The organism is Pedobacter sp. Bi27 (genome assembly GCF_918698255.1).
Lineage (GTDB): Bacteria > Bacteroidota > Bacteroidia > Sphingobacteriales > Sphingobacteriaceae > Pedobacter.
This window is the reverse complement of record NZ_CAKKMW010000004.1, coordinates 276,959-297,427: the sequence shown is the minus strand read 5'-3', so window position 1 is coordinate 297,427 and position 20,469 is coordinate 276,959. Positions and strand designations below refer to the sequence as shown.

The window sequence follows — 20,469 nt, the reverse complement described above, 5'->3', positions numbered from 1 at the left end:
TGATGTATTTGTTATTTTATGCGATGATTATTTTAAGCAAAAGTACACCCAAAAGGCCTGCAATGCCAACAATAGATTCCATTAATGCCCAGGATTTGAAGGTATCATTCAAAGTTAAACCGAAATATTCTTTAAACATCCAGAATCCGGCGTCGTTAACATGAGAAAACATTAAACTCCCTGCACCAACCGCTAAAACCATCAGGTTGGGATTGGTGTGCGTATGCTCCATTAAAGGAACAATGATGCCCGCCGTGGTTAAACCGGCAACTGTTGCCGAACCCACACAAAACCGGATGATTGCGGCAATCATCCAGGCCAGAAACAATGGTTCAGCTTTAACATGTTGCAAATAAGCTGCGATTTGATTGCTTACACCGCTCTCTGTTAAAACCTGCTTTAAAGCTCCTGAACCCGCAATGATCAAAAGAATTAAGGCGATATCTTTAATGGCATCTCCATAAATATGCATGATCTCCGTAATTTTTTTTCCCTGTGTTATGCCCAATAACCATGTGGCAACAATCAATACAATAAGCATCACAACAGATGGATTTCCGGCAAATAAAATGTAGGGCAGTATCACAGCATCTGGCTTTAAAAGCATGGGAACGAAGGAAGCAACTGCAAGTAACAATACAGGAAGTAAAGCCGTAAAAAAGCTTTTAAATCCACCCGGAAGTTGTTCTTCAGTTAACTCTTTTGGGCTGAAAGAAGCCAATGGATTTGCAGGAATGGCTTTGAGCGTACGGGCGAAGATGGGACCACCTAATATGATTGCAGGAATGGCAACAGCTAAACCATAAAATAGTGTCAAACCCATATCGGCCTGGAATTGAATCACTAATGCCGCTGGAGAAGGATGCGGAGGCAAGAATCCATGTGTTACGGATAAGGCGGCTAACATGGGTAAGCCAATATACAAGGCAGGCAATTTATAACGGTAAACCACGGAGAATATTAAGGGAACCATCAGCACAAAACCTATACCGTAATACAGGGGAATGCCAATTAAAAAGCCGGTTAAAACCATAGCCCATTGAATATATTTTTCACCGAAAATGCTCATGCTTACCTGGGCGATTTTTTGCGCTGCACCACTTTCGGCCACCAGTTTACCAAGCATTGCCCCTGCCGTAATGATAATGGCTAAGGAGCCTAAAACATCGCCCATGCCTTTTTCGATACTCGATGGGATTTTTGAAGGTGGCAAGCCTAAAGCCAGGCCCGCAATAAAAGATACCGCTAAAAAGGCTAAAAAAGCATTAATCTTAAATACAGAAATCAGTACGATTAATAAGGCAATGCAAATAAAAACAATGAGTATAGTCATTTAATTTACGATAATTTCATCAACCATTAACCAGGCTTTTGTGCCTCGGAATAATTCCTGTTCCCACCAACTGACTAAAACCATTCATGACCATAAATTGTAAAGCCATCAGGCAAAACAACTTCGCTGATTTAATCAAGGTAAATAAAGAGGAGTATTTCATCATCAGTGCAATCAAAATAACACTAAGGTAAGTTTAAAATTTTATTTTCGCCTTCGATAAAACATTAGATTTAATTCACTCAGATTTTCTGATCCGATAATAGCTATTGGCATGGAGACAGGCATTCATAATAACATGCTTGCCATCTATATCGCATTAAGCGTAATAGGCAACAGTGCTATAATAATACTACCTGCGGTATATGGACTAATTATGTTTTTACTGCTGCACCATTCGGTTATTTTGCGGGTAGTAAAAGAGAAAACAGCTGGTTAAATATATAAAAACACTAATTCATACCATTCACTTATACCTATTTTTAAAAATAAAATTATAAATCGGGCTTTGCTGCTTTTAATACCTTAGCTTTAGCAACTTGCTACCGGGTATTACTCAATCTTATAAAAAGTAAGCTTATACTTAATTCTATTTAAAATAATGCATTTAAGTATATGAAAAAGGAAGATTCTGCCAAATTGATTATTGCAAATAAAGAAGGTGCTTCTCAGTTTAATGAAAACGAAACACTTGCCGCCGAATTAGTTATCGCCAATAAGGAACTTGATTTTCGGAATGAAGAGAAAGAAAATCGTGCTGCTGAATTGATCATAGCCAACAAAGAACTTATTTTTCAGAATGAAGAGAAAGAAAATCGAGCAGCTGAACTGATTATTGCCAATAAAGAACTTGCCTTTCAAAATGAGGAGAGAGCGCATAGAGCAGCTGAACTGATTATTGCCAACAAAGAACTTATCTTTCAAAATGAGGAGAAAGAAAAAAGAGCCAGTGAGTTAATTATTGCAAACAAAGAGCTTGCCTTTCAAAACGAAGAAAAGGGCAAAAGAGCAGAAGAATTAAATATTGCCAATAAGGAATTGGCATTTCAGAACAGAGAAAAAGAGAAACGGGCAAACGAGTTACTTATTGCTAATAGCGCGCTTAAAGTTGCACAAGATAATATCCGTAAGCTTAATGATGAATTGGAGCAAAAGGTAATTGAACGTACTGCCCAATTAGAAGCGGTTAATAAAGAACTGGAATCTTTCTCCTACTCTGTATCTCATGATTTACGTGCACCAATTAGGGCAATTAATGGTTACACTAAAATAATAGCCGAAGATTATGGTGATAAATTTGATGCCGATGGCATAAAAATTCTCCAATCGGTAATGAACAACTCCAAAAAAATGGGCGAATTGATTGACGACCTGCTTGCTTTTTCAAAACTGGGAAGAAAATCTGTGGCTTTTGCCGATATAGATATGGTTGAGCTAGTTGCTACCGTAAGGGAAGAGCTATTATTTGAAGGTGATGGAAATATTCCTGATTTTAAAATTGCTGCCTTACCGGCTGCCAAAGGAGATAAATCATTAATTAAACAAGTTTGGGTTAACCTTATTTCTAATGCCATTAAATACGCTAGCCATAAAAAAAACACAACAATAACTATAGACTCCTACACAAAAGATAAGCTGAATGTTTATTATGTAAAAGACGAGGGGGCTGGATTTGATATGCAATATTATGATAAGCTTTTTGGTGTTTTTCAGCGGTTACATTCTCAAGAAGAATTTGAAGGTACCGGAATAGGCTTAGCTATTGTTCAAAAGATTATCAACAAACATAATGGTACCGTTTGGGCAGAATCAACACTAAATATAGGCAGTTGTTTTTACTTCAGTTTAAATCATACCACCAATTAAATAAAAATATGGATTACGATTACGATAACGTTGAAATTTTATTTGTAGAAGACAGTATAGATGATGCCGCATTAACCATAAGGGCATTAAATAAAAGTGGTTCTACCAACAAACTTTATCATGTTAAAGATGGTGCAGCTGCATTAGATTTTATTTATTGTAGGGGTGATTTTGAAAACCGCAAACCAAAAGAGTTTCCAAAATTAATACTATTGGATCTTAAAATGCCAAAGATATCAGGAATACAGGTACTGGAAAAGCTTAAATCTGACCCGGAAACAAAGTCAATTCCAATAGTAATGCTCACTTCTTCTAATGAAGGGCCTGATATTGAAAAATGCTTTTCACTAGGTGTAAACAGTTACATTGTTAAGCCTGTGGATAGTGATAATTTTTTTAAGGCCATTAAAGAAATTGGCTTATACTGGATGGTAACAAGTCAATCACCAAATTAACAGTTGCTTAAAATGTTAACTAAGCTTAAAATTCTTATTGTTGAAGATAATCAAAGTGATGCCGATTTACTGAAACGTGAACTAAAGAAAGCGGGATTGGATTTTATTACTGAAATTGTTCAAACACGTGTAAGTTTTGAGCATGCCTTAGTTAATTTTAATCCGGATCTAATTTTATCAGATTATTCACTTCCATCTTTTGATGCAGTAACTGCTTTTAGAATTAAGCAGAACAAAAATATGCACATTCCTTTTATAATTGTTTCTGGCATTATCGGCGAAGAAAATGCGGTAGAACTAATTAAGGATGGTGTTACTGACTACGTTTCTAAAACTAAGTTATTTACAGTATCTACTAAAATTAATAGAGCACTGAGTGATACGGCGATAAGAAATGAAAAAAATATAATTGATGGTAATTTAAAAATTCAGCAACAAGAATTATTAAAGTCTAATGGATTATTAATTCAACAAAAAGCCAAAGTTAAAGCAATTAACCTCGAACTTTCTAAATTAAATCTCGAACTGGAAGAACGGGTAACCAATAGAACCAAAGCCTTGGCCGAAAGTGAATATAGGTTTCGCAACATGATTGAAACCATTCCCCAGATTGCCTGGACTAATACAATAAAGGGAAAAGTTATCTTTTATAATCAGCGTTGGTACGATTATACCGGTTTAAACAATAAACAAACACAATTAGCAGGTTTTAATTTCGTAATCCATCCGGATGATCTTCAAAATAGTATCGTTTCATTTAGCGCAGTACTAAAGACAAAAAAAGGTGGTGAGTTTCAAACCAGAGGCAAAGGTGCTGATGGATTGTACAGGTGGCATTTGGTCCGTTTAATGCCAATTATAGATGAAAGTGGCGAGATGCATTTATGGATTGGTACCGCAACCGACATAGAAGAGCTGCGAATTTTACAACAACAAAAAGATGACTTTATTAACATCGCCAGCCATGAACTAAAAACACCAATTACCTCCTTAAAAGCATCACTACAACTTTTAGATCGTTTAAAAGATAAATCAGCATCACCAATGTTGGCTAAATTAATAGTACAGGCTAATAAAAGCATGGAAAAAGTAAATGTTTTAATAGATGATTTATTAAATGCCAGCATGGCAAATAATGGTCAGCTTCACATTAACCAACAGCAATTTCTATTGGCTGATGTAATTACTGAATCATGTCAAGATATACGTGTACAGGCAGAATATAACCTTATTACCATAGGCGATTTAAGTTTAAAAGTTAGTGCAGACCCCGTTAGAATTGAACAGATCATTGTCAATTTTGTAAATAATGCCATTAAATATGCATCAAACTCAAAGCACATCACAATCTCAATTGAAAAGCAGGGTGTTATGGCTAAGGTTTCGGTTATTGACCAGGGCGCAGGAATTGCAAAAGAAAAAATGCCTTACCTTTTCGATCGTTATTTTAGAGCAGAAGACAGAGAAACTAATTATAACGGTTTAGGGCTTGGGTTATATATCTGTGCAGAGATTATTAAAAAGCACAATGGAAAAATTGGTGTAGACAGTGTAGTGGGTAAAGGAAGTACATTTTGGTTTATGCTGCCCCTTGTATAAAATTACGATATCATGAAAGATAGTAGTCTTAAACAAGCTGGTTTTTAGAGGTATTTCTTCCCTGGAATATTCTAGGAATTTTTCCAACGCTCCGCCCTATTCCTGGGCCGTTAGCTGCTGATGTAATTCGGTTCTGGTCCTTTTTTTTAAGAGTTGACTACAGCAATAGTGGCATTATTGATCGCTGTATAGAGCGCTGAAGACACGGCTTCATATCGCATCTGGATTTGTTTATCTCAAAAACTTTCTTTCGAATACATCGAAGTAATCCAGGACTGCCCCCTAAAGTCCATTTCCTACCTGCAACTCCAGCGCTATTATGCCGACTTCCGCAAAGGCAATCATATTGGCCGCGTGATGATGGAAAAATACTTCATGATGAGCGAAGAACGCTCAATATTCCTGCGCTCCAAAACTCCGATGGAGTGTTATGACAGCCTACAGCACAGCCACCCTGAAATCACTCAACAAACGACACAGCGAATCATCGCCTCCTATCTCTCGATAGACCTTGAGGCTCTCAATTGTTTAGTTGTTCAGAAGTTAAAAAGTGATTCCAGTCACATAAAGGACTCCTCATGGCGCCGCTATTAAACATAGAAATGCCCAGATTACACCTCAAATTCAGTGTCAACTCCTGGAACCTAGAGAACGGCTTATTCCCCATTACAGGAGTACAAACCGTCTTGCCAAACCTTACAAAAACCCTGCAAACATACTACTGAAACCTACAAAACCGACAATAGGTAAAATACCCAATACTCAGTATTGATTACCACGACCATTAAGAATAAATTTAATAGACCAAACCAATCATCTTAAATTATCTCCAATTCATGAAACACCTAATCTTATTGGGCACACTGTGCCTTGCCGTATTTTCTGCCGCGGCCCAAAGTGTAGAATACAAACTGATCGATTTCAAAAAAGATACCAGTCAGATCAACACTTTAAAGATCAAAACTGGCTCAAGACTGGGACTTAAGATCAGTAACATCAACAAAAAACTCTATACCATCGACAATATTGTTACCCAAACCAGTTATAATGAAACTGCACCTGCCCTGTTCGAATTATTCAGTAAAGCTAAACTCCCAGGGGCAAGTGCGGAATCAGCCGGGTTTACCCCTGATGACTTTAAACTTTTCACCGCCACTCAGATCGCCGATGCTAAATTGCCGGCATCAGTTACCAAGAAACTTTCCAATCTCAACGATCTTTATTTTAATACCGCAGATACTTTGATTGAAAACGAGAATAGGCTGACCGAATTTGGTAATACCTATAAAGAGGTCAAAAACATCCTCCGTTATCAGATGATATTGAAGGACCTCCAGAATGACTGCGATAGGCCTTTCACAGAAATTCGCAGCAGAGTATTTGAGGAAACGAAAAATGCTTTCACGAACTCGACCATGGCACCTGAGGACAGATTACTACTGGACGCACCTGATTATGTTATTATACCAGGAGTGTTGGAGCGGTATTTCGACAAAATCATCGAGACTAATGTGAGAATCCCATACAAAGAGCTCACTATTGCGTTCGCACTCAGTAAACGCGACCAGCTTGGTAAAAATGTGACAAAGGCCAATGCGCTCATCATTGAACTTATTGGTCTGATTGAAAAGGAAAAAAAAGTTACGGATACTGCAAAAGTCATCTTGAAAACACTTAAAGATCAAAGGGATGATTCCAAACTTTCCCAACTGTATAAGGATAACATGGAAAACTATAACAAAACAGATATTCCCAAGCTCAACAGCGACATGGAAGCTTTCAATGCAACCGCAAGATTCGATGTGATTAATGATTTTAAATATTTCAACGAAGGTAACTGGACCTACATAGTAGACCCTCAGCCTATCGAGGACGACCTAACGGTCATCACCGTAAACATAAAAGCAAAAGAAGCCGTTGCCTGCTCACAGCTTATGAGAAGCTATATCTATAAGGTACGTCCAAAAGGCGGTCTGAAAATCGATTTCAGCACTGGGCTCTTTATCAACTATGGCGGAAATGACTTCAAGGACCAGACATATCGTTATGATCCCATTGAGGGCAATACCACCCAGCAAAAAATCGTGAAAAACGATTCGAAGAATGCGATCTTCCCTTCTGTCGGTGCATTAATGCACATCTACAGACGCACGGCCAGTGATGTCAAACTAGCAGGCGCCTTTGGCCTTTCAACCCGTGACCTGGAGCGGATCAACTACCATGCAGGTGCCTCACTGATCTTTGGAACCAGCAAACGTTTCATCTTAAGTGCAGGTGCAACGTTGACCAAGGCTACACTGATAACAGATAAATATCAAGACGGACAGGTGATCGATAAAGCCGGTGCACCAGAAGCGATTCCAACAGCATCCTTCAGCCGATTCGGTTTCTTTGGGGCCTTCACCTATAACCTAAGCGCAAAATGAAAAAACTAATCATCTTTATTGGAACAACGGCTCTCGCATCAAGCCTTGTTTCAGACGCAATGGCTCAGCTAGTCTGGTCTGTGCAAAAAAAACAGGAACCGATGGTCTGTTCATTCAATTGCAGCAATACCTATCAGGAGCTTCAAAAAAGATGCAGTCCGGCGCTTGTAGGTAAGATAGCAATTGATCCGTTGATTAGCATCAACCCATTCACGGAATTCGACGGGATTATTGCGACCTTGAAAAAAGATGCTATTAACAGCTTTCCGTTGAGCTATACATTCAGGCAATGTGAGGCCACCTGCAATGCGGCCAGTACCCTCGATCAGACTTCTAGGGAGGTGATCTATTACAATCAGGCATTTTTGGACAAGATCAAAGGATCGGACACAAAGGTCCGCTGGGCAGTGCGCTGCATCATTGCTCATGAGATCGGTCATCATTTCATGGGGCATACCCTTCCATCAGCATTTGGAGCGGATAGCAATATTCGGAGAAAGCGGGAACGGCGGGCTGACTTCTTTACAGGATTCGTCATCAGTCGCTTTCCTGGGGCAACAGAACAGGACGCTATTGAGGGAATTCTCACACTTGACCCCGCAACATACCGGCCGCGGAATGAGGCAGAAGAAAAATTCAACATTTATCCAACCCTGCAGAACCGCATCGCAGCAGTAAAGGAAGGCTTTAAGGCTGCAAAAAATCCTAAAGACCCTTTGACTATAGCTATGTTCAAAAAAATCGATAGTGTTGCCAAAGTACAGATGAAAAGGAACGGTAGGTCCTCTATTTACCATGTGATCGACTTCAAACTGTCCATGGGGCAGTTCGATGAGGCAAAACAGATCGCAAGCGAACAGTTATTGAATCCTGATTTCTCTGACAAGGCTCAGCTATGGGAATACAAATCTATTGCCGATCAGAATCTGGGAAATCTCACTGAAGCTATTCAGAGTCAACGTAAGGCTATAGAGCTCAATAAAAATAGTCTGGTAAATCTTGAACGGCTACAATTGCTATTGGATAATGGTAACGCCATGCAAAAACTGGAATCGGAAAAAATCAAGCAAAAACTGGAATCGGAAAAGTTCAAACAGAAAACGGAGTCTGAAAAAATCAAGCAAAATATAAACCGGTCCCAAATAAAAATAAACTAGTATGTTGCCAGTATTAATATGGCTTTTTTAACCATCTGAAAGCTAAATTCGTTATAAAGTAAATCATTACTACAATACAAAACCAAAAGCCGCACTAGGTGCGGCTTTTGGTTGTTCGATAATTAATCTTCTTTATCCTGAACCTCATTGAAAGCAGTAGATTTCGCCTCGCTTTGTTTTCGATTAATTGTTACATAATAGTCTCTTGGCGTTACCAGATAACTGTTATTCCCATCAAATTGGCTAGGATCGGCATCTTTAAAAAAGTCTTTTATAATACTGATCTTGCCATGGCTTACCAATGCAAGTTCATAATCCTTCCAATGCTTGCAACCTTTTTCAACCTCTTTTCTAGTTATTATAAAGGTATTGATATTTAAAGTTTTAACTTCAAGCATCTTCCATACCGCTTCCTCATTGCGGTACTCAATATCATAATGAATGCTGTCATCCCTATCTAAAACATGCGAATATCCTGAACGCCAGTCAACGTTTTCCTTTCCATATATCTTCACGAGGTGGTTGAAAACTGCTTCCTCCGACCGTTTACCAGCATTCCGTTTGGCATTATCTATACCGGGATCGGCGACCCAAGCTCTCTTTGCTTCAGTTCCACTGTCGCCGAGAAATGTTCCTGCAGAAAAGTCCGAACCATTCAGAATTTCCAAATGGTAGTCTGAAGGATCGGCATCCAGAAGAATATCCTCTGGGCCACTATCTCTATTTGGCGCCCTATTTTGAATCTCTTGTGCCATATCTGCAAAATAAAACAAGCTCTGTAGCTCATCCGAGAGTGAAATGCCTTGGAGGTCATTGTATAAATCTGGGTACAGGTTATCAGGGTCGATATCATGCAAGCCTTCCAGGTTATCAATTGAAAAAACATTAAAAATACACTTTAGCACTTCCGATCGATACGGCAGCTCAAATGAATAGTCATAGGCAGAAACAAGGGGCACTAATTTCTCCCTCAAATACTGGTATTGCTTAAACCAATGTTTATAAAGCATTTTTTCCTCGAGCGTACCTTTCGAAAGCTTTTTCCAGAGCGATTTTTTGACATCCTGTTTTAGGTCCTTTAATAAAACCTCAATTCTATCCAGATGAATCGTCCTAAACCCGTCCCCAATATCCAGGTCCTGAATCAACACTTTCAAATTAAGCTCCAACCGTGTACATAGGGCTTTTAAAAACTCAAATGTCTTCTGCGCGGAAAGGTTGTCCATTAGACCGGGCAAATAACCAAAGCTACCCCCACCGAAAATATCAATCAAAGCCTCATCTGTAATCCCTTCTTCAAGCATGGCCCCTTCCACGTCAATTCCCTTTAAAGAGAATATCCTTTTCCAAAAAAGCTGCTCCAGGTCAGATACCCCTAACAGTACCTTTGCATCTGCCCATGTACCGTTGCCCAAATCTTGGGTAATGAGGTGACGGGAGTCCGCAATATCGTTTTTAAAGAGTCTTCTAAAATCATTCTTTTGTTCGGTAACCTTAAATAATATACACAGGCTTTCAGCAAAAGCATCGCAGAACTCGGGACTTTTCTTCAATTGGCCCAAATCTCCTGTAGTGCCGCCCACCTGCAGGTAGAATTGATTGCCAATATTGATCATGTTATTTTCTTGCATCTCCATCCTTTGGCCATCGAAATCGAAGCTGCCTGCAGAAACCAGATTGATCTTAAACTGTTTGATCTGACTGGCCGCTGCCCTTCTCTCGCCCGATGCATTAAGTTTTTCTATCCTGTATGCGAGTACCATATCCCTGATCTGTAGCCAATAAGCCTGAAATTTTTGTTCATGAGGGTGTCTCGAAATACTTCCGGGGATGATTGACAGGGAAATATCTTTGAAATTACTGATCTGGAATAATTTCGCAACCTTGTCTTCCCCTGATCGCTTAGGTAGGTCCAGTATAGCAAAATCCTTAAGAATATGCTTGGGCAATGCCTGGTTATCAGAATAATAAACCTTACCCAAACCATAGCCCTGTTCATCTCCTTTCTTTGCAAAATATGCAATATAGGGCCTTCCTGGTAGCTCACCATGAAAATCATCATACCATTTAAGCGCAAGTTTATAAAGACGCTGCGTATACCTGCCTTCAGGATCATCATTCTTGGAAAGCGATAGCAGTTCAAATACCCGCTCGGCGCTGAGTTGCTCAAAGGTTTCAACAGCGCCGAGTTTTAGCAAGGTACTATCAATATCTGGTTTACTGATACCGTAGGTAGTAAAAAGCTCACTCTTATAGTCGATCATGTTCCTGTTTACGCTGGGGATACCATAATTTTCTATTATGTAGTTTTTGATCTTTCCGGAGTAAAGGAACTGATGATGGATATAGCTTCGAAGTTCACGATAGTGTTCGGCTTTATTGTTTTTAGTGATGAGGACATCACTAGCACTCGATTTAAGTGCCTGTTGTACGCGTTCACACTTGATTGCCCATAGGATAAGCTGTTCTAAGCTCATCTTACGTTGGATATTGTCGAAGTTCATGATTTCGCTGTCAATGATCTGGAGCTTGCTACCCCACACAAATCCAGCATGATTCTTGTCTACATATCGGTAGTAATCGTGATCAGATGAGACTACGGTGTCTCGGGATTCAATAATGCTTAGATCATTCACACCCAGCCACCTGAAAAAGTCCTGCACCAAAATATCGTGCTGCCCAGCTTCCGGCGCGGTCTTAAGCGAGTAAAATGATAAGGGTGCTACATACTGGTAATCCTGCAATGTCTCGCCATAGATATCGGCAATCAATTTCCCTTTCGGATAACTTAGGGAATATAGTAAGGTATTAGATAAATTTACCCCAAGGCTTAAGTTCACAAGTGGCACAGGGCCTCCATACCTTCCACTTTTGGGGGAGGTGCTAAAATTAGACCATAATGCCCGTACCATTTCAAAAACTACAGCCCTTTTTTCTTCATTGGATTTATTTAGTATAAGCGCATTTGCCCGGTTGATTATCCTTTCAGTCACCAGATTGGAATCATACGGCTGCACGTTGACTACTTCCTTGATCTCGATCTGCAGCTCCCTTGATGAGGCCGGCAGTTCTCTTTTTGTAAATAATTCCGTTAACTCCAGATAGAGTTTGGTGTTCATAAAAGCGATTTCCAAAAAGCTGGGCAATTCATACTCTGCACCATCGGCCAATATCGGTGTATAACAGGTATGGCCAACAGGTATGATATTCCCGTCCTTATCTACCAAAAGCGCATATTGCTGCTTATGGTTATTGAACTCGTAACTGCTTAAGAATTTGATCATCAATGCCCGGTTGACAATGTTTAGAGCTGGGCTGACCAGATTGACACGCTGCATAAGCTCGAAATCTGAATACCTTTTGCCATTGAACTGTATGGACGACACACGTTCATCAAATGGCCACAATAGCTCATCAAAGTATTCTGTTTCTAGCCCTTGTATAAATTGGGTAAAATCATTCCCGTAATAACGGATTTGATTTAATAGGCGCATTCCTCCTCCAATTGTTGGGAAGATTTGTGCAGCATCTCTGGCTGATTTAAGCTCCTGATAGAAGGTTTTTACCTGCGGGTTATCCGAGTTTTCATTCAAAGGCGTGAGCAGTCGGTATGCATTCCATTTGTGTTTACCTGCTGCCATGTCCTCAGTGATTGAGATCAATAGTTTTTTAAGTTCATCAAGCAAGAACACATTTTTGTCGCTTTTTACAATTGCGTTCCTAGATGGGTCTAGCTCAAAAGTGGCATGAACCACGCAAGGCAATGGAAAAGACACCAACGTAGGGAAGAAAGAGAATAATGTACCGATATCGTCAGAGAGTTTTTCGTTGACCGCCACTTTGATCGAGTAATATTCATCTTCGTACTGATCTCCTTTATCCTTGCCATCCTCATACATCCCCTCAACCTTGTACACCTCCCATTGCTTGCCGTTTACGGTGATCTGATCTGAACGGTCGTTCTCCAGTTTGTCTTTTTTGAATACCCGGTCGCCCGATTCAAGACCTAAGATACTTAGCTCTTCTATATGGTTCAAAAACAATAGACATTCTTCACCGATCAGTTCCATCTGTTTTATAATGTCTTTTTCAAAGTATTTGCCGTAGGTAATCTTTATCGATGTTGCCCAAGTATGGTCGGTGGCTTTCGAATCCTTGACATCTGGTATGGCCAGTATAGCAAACGGAATTGTGGTATCGCGGTATTTCCAACCGGTACGGAGTTCCTGCCACTGCTTGTCGGTTAATGGCAAGGCTTGGTATGCTTCTTTCGCGATTTCCTGGGAAAAGCTCAAAACACAGCCATTGGTATCGATTTCTACAAGGTCCGACCAGTTGAGTACCGATCGGAAGCCCAGTCCCTTGTTTCCGATATAGCTCTTTTTTGTTTTTTTGCTTGCCCCTGCAAGCATCAGCGACTGAACGCCACCTTTGTTAAAGGGTTCTCCTGAATTTGATATGGTCAGTTCGGTCTTTTCAATATCCAATTTGATCTGAACCTTATTGGCACCAGCATCATCCGCATTCTGGAGCATTTCTAAAATTTGCCTACCGTTATATGCGCTTATCAGGCCTTTTTCATTATCATAATCTGCGGTAATCCTTAAAGGCATTCCGGCATAAGTATTCCTGGAGACCTCGATCAGGTCAAGGATTTCTTGTTTGAAATTTTGAGTCATTAATTTATATTAAGCGATAATTATTTAATTCAGAGTATGCCCTGGTAATATTGATTGGGCGTTACCGTTGATTTCTAATGTAGCTAGATTTGGAAGCAAAAACGCTATGCCATAATCAAAATAATGATTCATGTCAACAGCAAAATTGATAGTCAGCTATTCCTGGCCATTTAACTTTCCACTATAAAAAGCGTCTTAATAGGTAGCAAAGGATATTCATTCCCGGTGCAATAACCGATAAGGTCTTTTTGTATCGCATCCCATTTGAAACCCGGCCTTACCAGCCTATAGTTTTCTTTACTTACCCCTGCAACATAACAATATCCAAAAGGCGATCTGTAAATCACATTCCCCCTTTGTGCCTGGCTTTGATGATTGCCCTTAACCACATTTTTCATTGTCTGTTGATGTGCCGGGAATAGCGTTTTCATAAAATGCAGCAAGTGCTCACGTTGCTTTAATACGGGTTTTACTATCCTGGACAGCTTGACATCAAGTTTAGTTAGAATTTCTCCAGGTATCTCCTCCAACTCATATAAGTCCTTCGGAATAAGCAGCCTTAAAGTATTGAGTATCATAACATCACCATAATGCCAATTATTACCAATCCAGTAGGTGTTGATGAGCAATGCGAGTCCCCCGATCATTGCCTCCTCCCTCAACGCATCATATTTTTTAGCTAAGACCGCATTGTCGTACTGCTTGGTTCCCGCCTCGAGCAACAGGATAAATTGTCCGACAATTTCGATGAGATAATTCTTTACACTGTTTACTTTATTCTTGCTATCCAGTGGCAGGTATTCAAATAAACCATCGCTTTCATTGCCTGAAAAATCTTCAACCTTTCCACCGTAGTCCTGCAACAGTTCAAGGGCAATCAGGTACCTGCTAAAATCCTGAATGGACATTAGACAGTCTTCGCCATTTCTCCTGGCCTCAAGTAGGACGAATAACTGGCCAGAAACTTTATCCAGATACCTGATCAATTTTCTCCTTTCACGTTCGATTGCCGACCAAGGCCGTATCTTCCGCGGCAATTCAGTCACATCTCCTCCATCGGGTTCCGGCCCCAGTTGTTCACTGACATCGATATCCGAATCCGCTTCACCCTTAGGTTTTGAGAATTTCAGGAATTCCAGTATGCGCAATGAGCTTGAATTTAAAAGTAACTGCTGAGCCGCCTTATCGGCCTGAACTATGGTATAAGAGCTCAATTCATAACGCTCTTTGATATTGTTCTTTTCAAGTACCGGTTTATCATTCCTTGCTGCATTGGCTATTTTAATAGGCATTTCAGCCTCTTCATTCATCGCATAGTTTAATAAATCGAACACCCTGCTGAAATCGCCACCCTGCATCTGGTCATATATTTGTTCGATACGTTTGTGTATCGGATTTGGATTCCCTTTAGAGAGCAAGGTGGTATCGCTCAAAAGCACTTTATTGGATAAAGGTTCGTTATCTTGGTTACAAAGCTGGATAAATTTAAAAAATACCTGCGGCAGGTTTGATGTAATAACCCTATCCCCAGAAACCTCTCCCGCTGTAGAAAAAACCGGTTCATGTTCGGCGTCCAAAAAACCTATTACAAGCTCCTGACCTTCCTCCGCACCCTTTAAAAATACCTCAAGCGTTCCATGACTTAGCTCAGCCGAAGATAACTTGATAGGATGAGCCTTATGGATCAGCATTTCTGATATCGGTTCCCTAGGTCCTGTTTTAAAAGCCGCAAGTGGCACCGCCATGCTGGCTTTTGGAAAAATCCCGATTTCTTTTGCAATCCCGCCATTTTCAGCGAACAGGATAATCGAGGCTTCCTGATTCGTCCTGCCACCGATATCAAGGCCCATTCCCTCCGGCGTAAGGTTCGCACTCCCCATAAGGACATATTCACCTCCCGTTTTTGCACGGAATATCAATAACTTGGCATGCAACCGTTTTTTCTCACGCTCGCTTTTGCCGGTAATATTACCATTCACATCTTTCCAATGGTAAAAACTTATATTTTTAGTAGCTTTTAGTTTTGCTGGTACAGCCCCTTTCTCATCAATCACTACCCGGATCGCTGCTCGGGGGAATTCCTCTCCCAATGCACTGACAACACAGCCGCGCTGGTCATAATACGGAGAGCAGGCCAGGATTTCGGAAATCTCTTGTCCAGAAAGAATAGTTAAAAGCTGTTGCCAGATTGATCGGTCTTGTCGGTTAACCAGCAATGCTGCTTGATAATTTAAACTTGTCGGTAAAAGCATTCCATGTCTATCCCCATTCAGGCCAGCTACCCATGAGGCATAACGATTAACCCAGTCCAACGATTTTTCTTTCAGGATTCCACGTTCCCCTGCCACAATGCCGCTGAGATATTCCCATGCACTGGCAAACAGCGAACCATTTTGAGGATGGTCAGCAGCATAATGAAAAGCCGACCAAAGTTCTTCATTATTCCCGTTCCCAGAACTGGTCAAGTTTCCCGACCCCACTAACAGTAGCCCCTCTTTATCCCCCATTAGCATCCAAATCTTTGGATGAAATATCCCCTTGCCGAAAATAGGGTGTAAAGAATAACCACTGTTCAGGGATAAGTTGATATCACGTGTCTGTTCGAGTAAATCTGTATAATACCTGCCATCGATGAGTACATTTATATTACGTATGCTGGCTGAGCGCAATGTCCTTAGCACCTTGGACTCAAAAAAATAAAAGTCAAAACTAAAGGTAGTTAATATACAGGAATGGTACCGTCCCGAACCAATAAGGTCCAACACACTTTCTTTATTGATCATCGCCAAAAAATTGATGAGACAATTGGGTTAATTCATTGTTTGCGTCAATCACCTGCATATCAGCCAATATATTTCTGATTGCGGTAAATCTCGGGGAAGTAAAGTTTGGGGGATAGATTTCCACGAGCCTAATATATCCCTCATCTATAATGAACTTCTGGGTGGACTGTTGTCCGTTCCCCATTTTCCTCAGTGCAACAAACTGATGGCGGTTGATGATCTTGTTGTTCAGAAAAAGTTCAATAAAAGCAGCTAAAGATTTTCCAGAAAACCGCAACAGGTAGCTGAGTCCCTGATGAAAATCCCCATCCCGGATCAATTTACGCACCTGTATAAAATTGTACAGCTCATCAAGTTCATTCCGGTTGTGCTTCAAGGTAACCATCAGTGACAGAAAAGCATCCCTTGCCGCCAATACCGTCGATGTCCCCTCCTTTGCTGGGAAGCTAAAAAGCAAGCCGTTTTCGCTCAATCCTTCGCCGTCTATCAAATCCAGGATATCCTGCAATAATACAGCTTCAGAATATCCAATATCCAACAATTTACAAATCTCAGCAGCAATATCATCGGACATATCCTTGATATAGAACGATAAATACTGTTCAACGGAGCGATTGGCCAGGTCCTGTAAAATAGACCAAAAGATAAGTCCACAAGCAAACTGCCAATATTCATTGATCTGGTAACAATACCATCCCATTGCTGTCTCGTCCTCAGAAAGCTTACCAGCATAACATGCAGATAAAAGCAAGGCCGGATCGAATTTGCCCTCTTGCTGCCTAGCTAATTGGATCAGGGAAAGAATCGTATCCCTTCTATGGTAGCCCAGCTCTTCATTTTCACCAAAGGGATCATCGGGGCCAAGAAAAGCAGTCCTATAGGCACCCCATTCTAGCGTATCACTGTCAACCGTAGAGATGGCCAGAAAACGGATAAAAACATCAATATCTTTTTTATATAACCTTCCGTTCTTTACCGATTCATAAAATAGATTCCTAAAGGCATCGTCAAGTTCGATATCAAAACACCGCGCATATTGCTGTCCACAAGTCCCCTCCTCCCTTTCTGTCAGCCGAAAGATTGTGTCTCCTTCTGCATTACTGGCCCTCTGAACCAAACCAAGCGCACGCATTGCTCCAAAATAATACTGCCCAAAGGCACCTGTGTGAAATTTCCAGTAGGTCGAATCAGATTTGTCCTGATCAGCCCCAAGTTTAAGATCATAGAATCCTTCTTCATTAGACTCGATCATCCCGGAAGCAAAAGTGCTGCCAGTGATCTGTTGAACCTCTGGATAATTATCCTGCATGATGATGGCAACCAGCAGCTCTGCCCTTCGCATAAAAGCACGTTGATGGAATGAGTTACCTGTCTTTTCCCTTTTGTGATAAAGATCAATCAGCCAGCAATAAAAACCATAATACCTTGCCCTGTTAGTCAGGTTGGTCACTCCCGGTAATAACCAGGTATATAGCGCCTCAGATGTAGTCTGAAGTCCGAGTGGATCCAGGCCTGTGATCAGGTTTACCGGCCTTCCCCAAAACGGCGCCAATGCAGAACCTTTATTGAGTTTCATATGTCTTTTCTATTAGGATTAAAGCTTGCCTTACATGAGAAACCTGATGATTTTGAATTGATTTGCATTCCAACCATTTGACAGTATCTGCGATAAAAGAGAAGAATTTCATGGGTTGGGGCCGGGATAAATTTGATATTGATCATGAGCGTTATTTTGAACCTAAAATAGAAAAAAAAGCGTTGCCAGTGTAATATTACCTAGGCATTAGCAGATTATCATGGCCAATCATGTTGACATAAATCATTATGATCAATCCAAGAATAAAAAATACCGACAATTTTGACCGAAGAAGAACCGGGAGTACTTGCAGATGCAAATAAAAACGTATTTTGGTCTATCTAAACATTTCTCTTAATATGACTAATAAATCCTCTCTTGAGCCAGCCTCTGGCAGGCGAAAAGCCAAATCAACCATTGACCTGATACCCGAAACTATTTAAGATAATACTATCGGCCAATAAGGAACTCGCAAACACTATATTGATAAATACATCTGAGCCCATAAATTAGGAGAACGCAGAGTTAATGGCTGACTAACCTGGATCTGAAACACGGTGCACTCTACGATAAAAAACGACCTCAATGAAAACCAATGAAACAATGCCTTCTAGATCACTTGCAGAAGACTTCAACCGGAGAGAGCTAAACCCTAAATTATCTCCCTTTCACATTGAGTCCCTTTTTGAGACTTCAACTGACGGAAAAATCTCGCTATTCCGATTCCTGGATATCCTGATTACCAAGGAAACTATAAAAAAGGAGTTCCGTTCGGTCCTTTACGAAAATCATTTTAACTATTTTGAGGGCAATATATTAATGACCTTAAAACAGCTCCAGGACAAATTCGGGCGTGATAGAGAACGTTTTCGACAATTACGCGAGATAAACCTTCAGGATTTCAATTCCCATTTCGCCTTTACACGGTTGCTTCACCTCAATGATGAATTTGAACCTAACCCCCGAGCAGACTTTTTGGAATACAACGCAGACGAAATACATATAATCAACGGCCAGGCAGCCACAAGATTTACGGGTATCTTTATTACTAAAATCGCCGCTCTTTTACTCAAAGAAAGCCATAAATTAATCGGTGAAGAATCCTATCCTGGCAATAAGAGGTGGAATAATCTTTACCTTATCAAAAATGAACTAAGCGAGCGCTTTAAATTCCAAGAATGCATCGATTTTATCAGGGAAAACAGCAAAGTCGTAACCAAAAGGACCGAGATCAGCTTTAATGATTTTTTTTTCGAATTCAGTATTGGAAATTTAAGCCCTTATCAAGATAGGGTTATTCAAATCTGCGAAAAACTGATGGCACATGAGCTTGGGCCGAACAGGTTTATTTCAGGAAATGTCATCTTCCCGAGAACAAAAAAAATGCAGGTATGGGAATACGTTGAAGATGCATTACGGGCTATGCCAATAGAAAGATTAGGTCACCCGGTAGAGGATATCTATAAAAAAGCTGTAGAACAATATCCAGGTATGAACTATACCGTTGCCTCTTTACAGTCGGCAATGAAACACCCACTTTTTATCCATTTTGGCAAAACCAGTTGCTTTGGTCTAAAAGAATGGGAAGAGACCGGAAAAGTCAAGGGCGGTACTATCCAGGAAATGGTAATTGAATATCTGGGGAGCAAACAAACACCCGTCCATAAACTGGAGTTGGCTGATTACATTCAACCCTTTCGGGACACAGATATCACAACACTGAACAGCAATCTTGAATCGAGAAAAAATGACCGGTTTCAGGAATTCAAAGGTGGCTATTGGGGTTTAAATGGTAAAGAATATCCATCAGACTGGGAAGATTATGAAACTGTACCATCTGTCAGCTTTACCTGGTCAAGCATGAAGGCTTCTGAGAACCTGCCATTTGAAGAATTCAAGAAAAAACTGGCCCTTCATCCTAAGAATATCCCCCAAATAGCGGCTGTGTTAAGGGAGAAATTGGCCAACGGACACATAGAAATTGGAGATCAAGGAGAACTTGTCGTAAACACATGGGACGACCATAGAACCGAAAAACAACGCAGAATCAGTGTTGAACCACCCATAGCTATTGAACCACAATTGGGTGGAAAGGTTTATGAAACGCTCGAACTGCGAATCGAAAGCTCCCAAGAGTTGCAAGAACAGGAGTCAATATCAAAATTAGTAATCGACATGAGTGACGCTGATATCAGGGTTGCTTTAGCCAATATTGAAGAAAATAAAGCCAAAAAAATCGAATTCAAGCACAGTGCTTATAGCAGGAACGCATATATAATCCTGCTCATCAAGAAATTAAGGGGTTATCAGTGCCAGATTTGCCCGAGCCAGATCATCAAGAAAGATGGCTCTTTTTATATTGAGGCTGCCCATATTACCGCTAAAAAGTTCAATGGTGAGGAGAGCCTGAAAAACATCATTATACTGTGCCCAAATTGCCATAAAACATTTGATTTTGGTGACCTAAAGATCATCGAACGTTCCTCCAAACATTTACGTTTTTTGCTGAACGGGACTTTACATGAAATTGATCTCTATATATCCGATAAGGTATTGACTTAAACAAACATTAGATTGTTTTGGGACACTGATATT

Annotated in this window: 10 protein-coding genes; 6 read left to right on the top strand and 4 right to left on the bottom strand. The window is 40.4% G+C overall.

The features are described from left to right. Nucleotides 1-16 precede the first annotated feature (16 nt). Nucleotides 17-1,333: a gluconate:H+ symporter gene (locus LQ227_RS15090; RefSeq protein WP_230141014.1), complete on the bottom strand. Its 1,317-nt coding sequence runs from the start codon at nt 1,331-1,333 to the stop codon at nt 17-19. A gap of 615 nt (nt 1,334-1,948) precedes the next feature. Between LQ227_RS15090 and LQ227_RS15085 the strand changes: the two genes are divergently transcribed. From LQ227_RS15085 to LQ227_RS15065, 5 genes are all read left to right on the top strand, one after another. Then, nucleotides 1,949-3,199: an ATP-binding protein gene (locus LQ227_RS15085; RefSeq protein WP_230141011.1), complete on the top strand. Its 1,251-nt coding sequence runs from the start codon at nt 1,949-1,951 to the stop codon at nt 3,197-3,199. An 8-nt stretch (nt 3,200-3,207) separates the two neighbouring features. Beyond that, on the top strand, nt 3,208-3,654 hold the full coding sequence (locus LQ227_RS15080) for a response regulator (RefSeq protein ID WP_230141009.1): 447 nt from the start codon (nt 3,208-3,210) through the stop codon (nt 3,652-3,654). Nucleotides 3,655-3,666: 12 nt separating this feature from the next. Next, a complete protein-coding gene (locus tag LQ227_RS15075) occupies nt 3,667-5,253 on the top strand; it encodes an ATP-binding protein (protein WP_230141008.1) in 1,587 nt (528 codons plus the stop codon). A gap of 836 nt (nt 5,254-6,089) precedes the next feature. Then, the gene (locus LQ227_RS15070) at nt 6,090-7,679 is read left to right on the top strand and encodes a hypothetical protein (protein WP_230141000.1); all 1,590 of its coding nucleotides are present in this window, start codon (nt 6,090-6,092) and stop codon (nt 7,677-7,679) included. Beyond that, on the top strand, nt 7,676-8,836 hold the full coding sequence (locus LQ227_RS15065) for a hypothetical protein (RefSeq protein ID WP_230149852.1): 1,161 nt from the start codon (nt 7,676-7,678) through the stop codon (nt 8,834-8,836). Before LQ227_RS15070 ends, LQ227_RS15065 begins: the two co-directional genes overlap by 4 nt. Nucleotides 8,837-8,958: 122 nt before the next feature. Here the strand turns inward: LQ227_RS15065 and LQ227_RS15060 are convergent, their stop codons facing one another. From LQ227_RS15060 to LQ227_RS15050, 3 genes are all read right to left on the bottom strand, one after another. Then, a complete protein-coding gene (locus LQ227_RS15060; protein WP_230149850.1) occupies nt 8,959-13,515 on the bottom strand; it encodes a DUF3883 domain-containing protein in 4,557 nt (1,518 codons plus the stop codon). 170 nt (nt 13,516-13,685) lie between these two features. Then, on the bottom strand, nt 13,686-16,298 hold the full coding sequence (locus LQ227_RS15055) for a hypothetical protein (RefSeq protein ID WP_230140994.1): 2,613 nt from the start codon (nt 16,296-16,298) through the stop codon (nt 13,686-13,688). Further along, nucleotides 16,288-17,874 (bottom strand): hypothetical protein, encoded by a 1,587-nt coding sequence (locus LQ227_RS15050; protein WP_230149848.1) that lies wholly within the window; start codon nt 17,872-17,874, stop codon nt 16,288-16,290. Before LQ227_RS15050 ends, LQ227_RS15055 begins: the two co-directional genes overlap by 11 nt. Nucleotides 17,875-18,459: 585 nt before the next feature. Here LQ227_RS15050 and LQ227_RS15045 point away from each other — a divergent pair. Continuing rightward, on the top strand, nt 18,460-20,436 hold the full coding sequence (locus tag LQ227_RS15045) for an HNH endonuclease (RefSeq protein ID WP_230149847.1): 1,977 nt from the start codon (nt 18,460-18,462) through the stop codon (nt 20,434-20,436). Nucleotides 20,437-20,469: the final 33 nt, after the last annotated feature.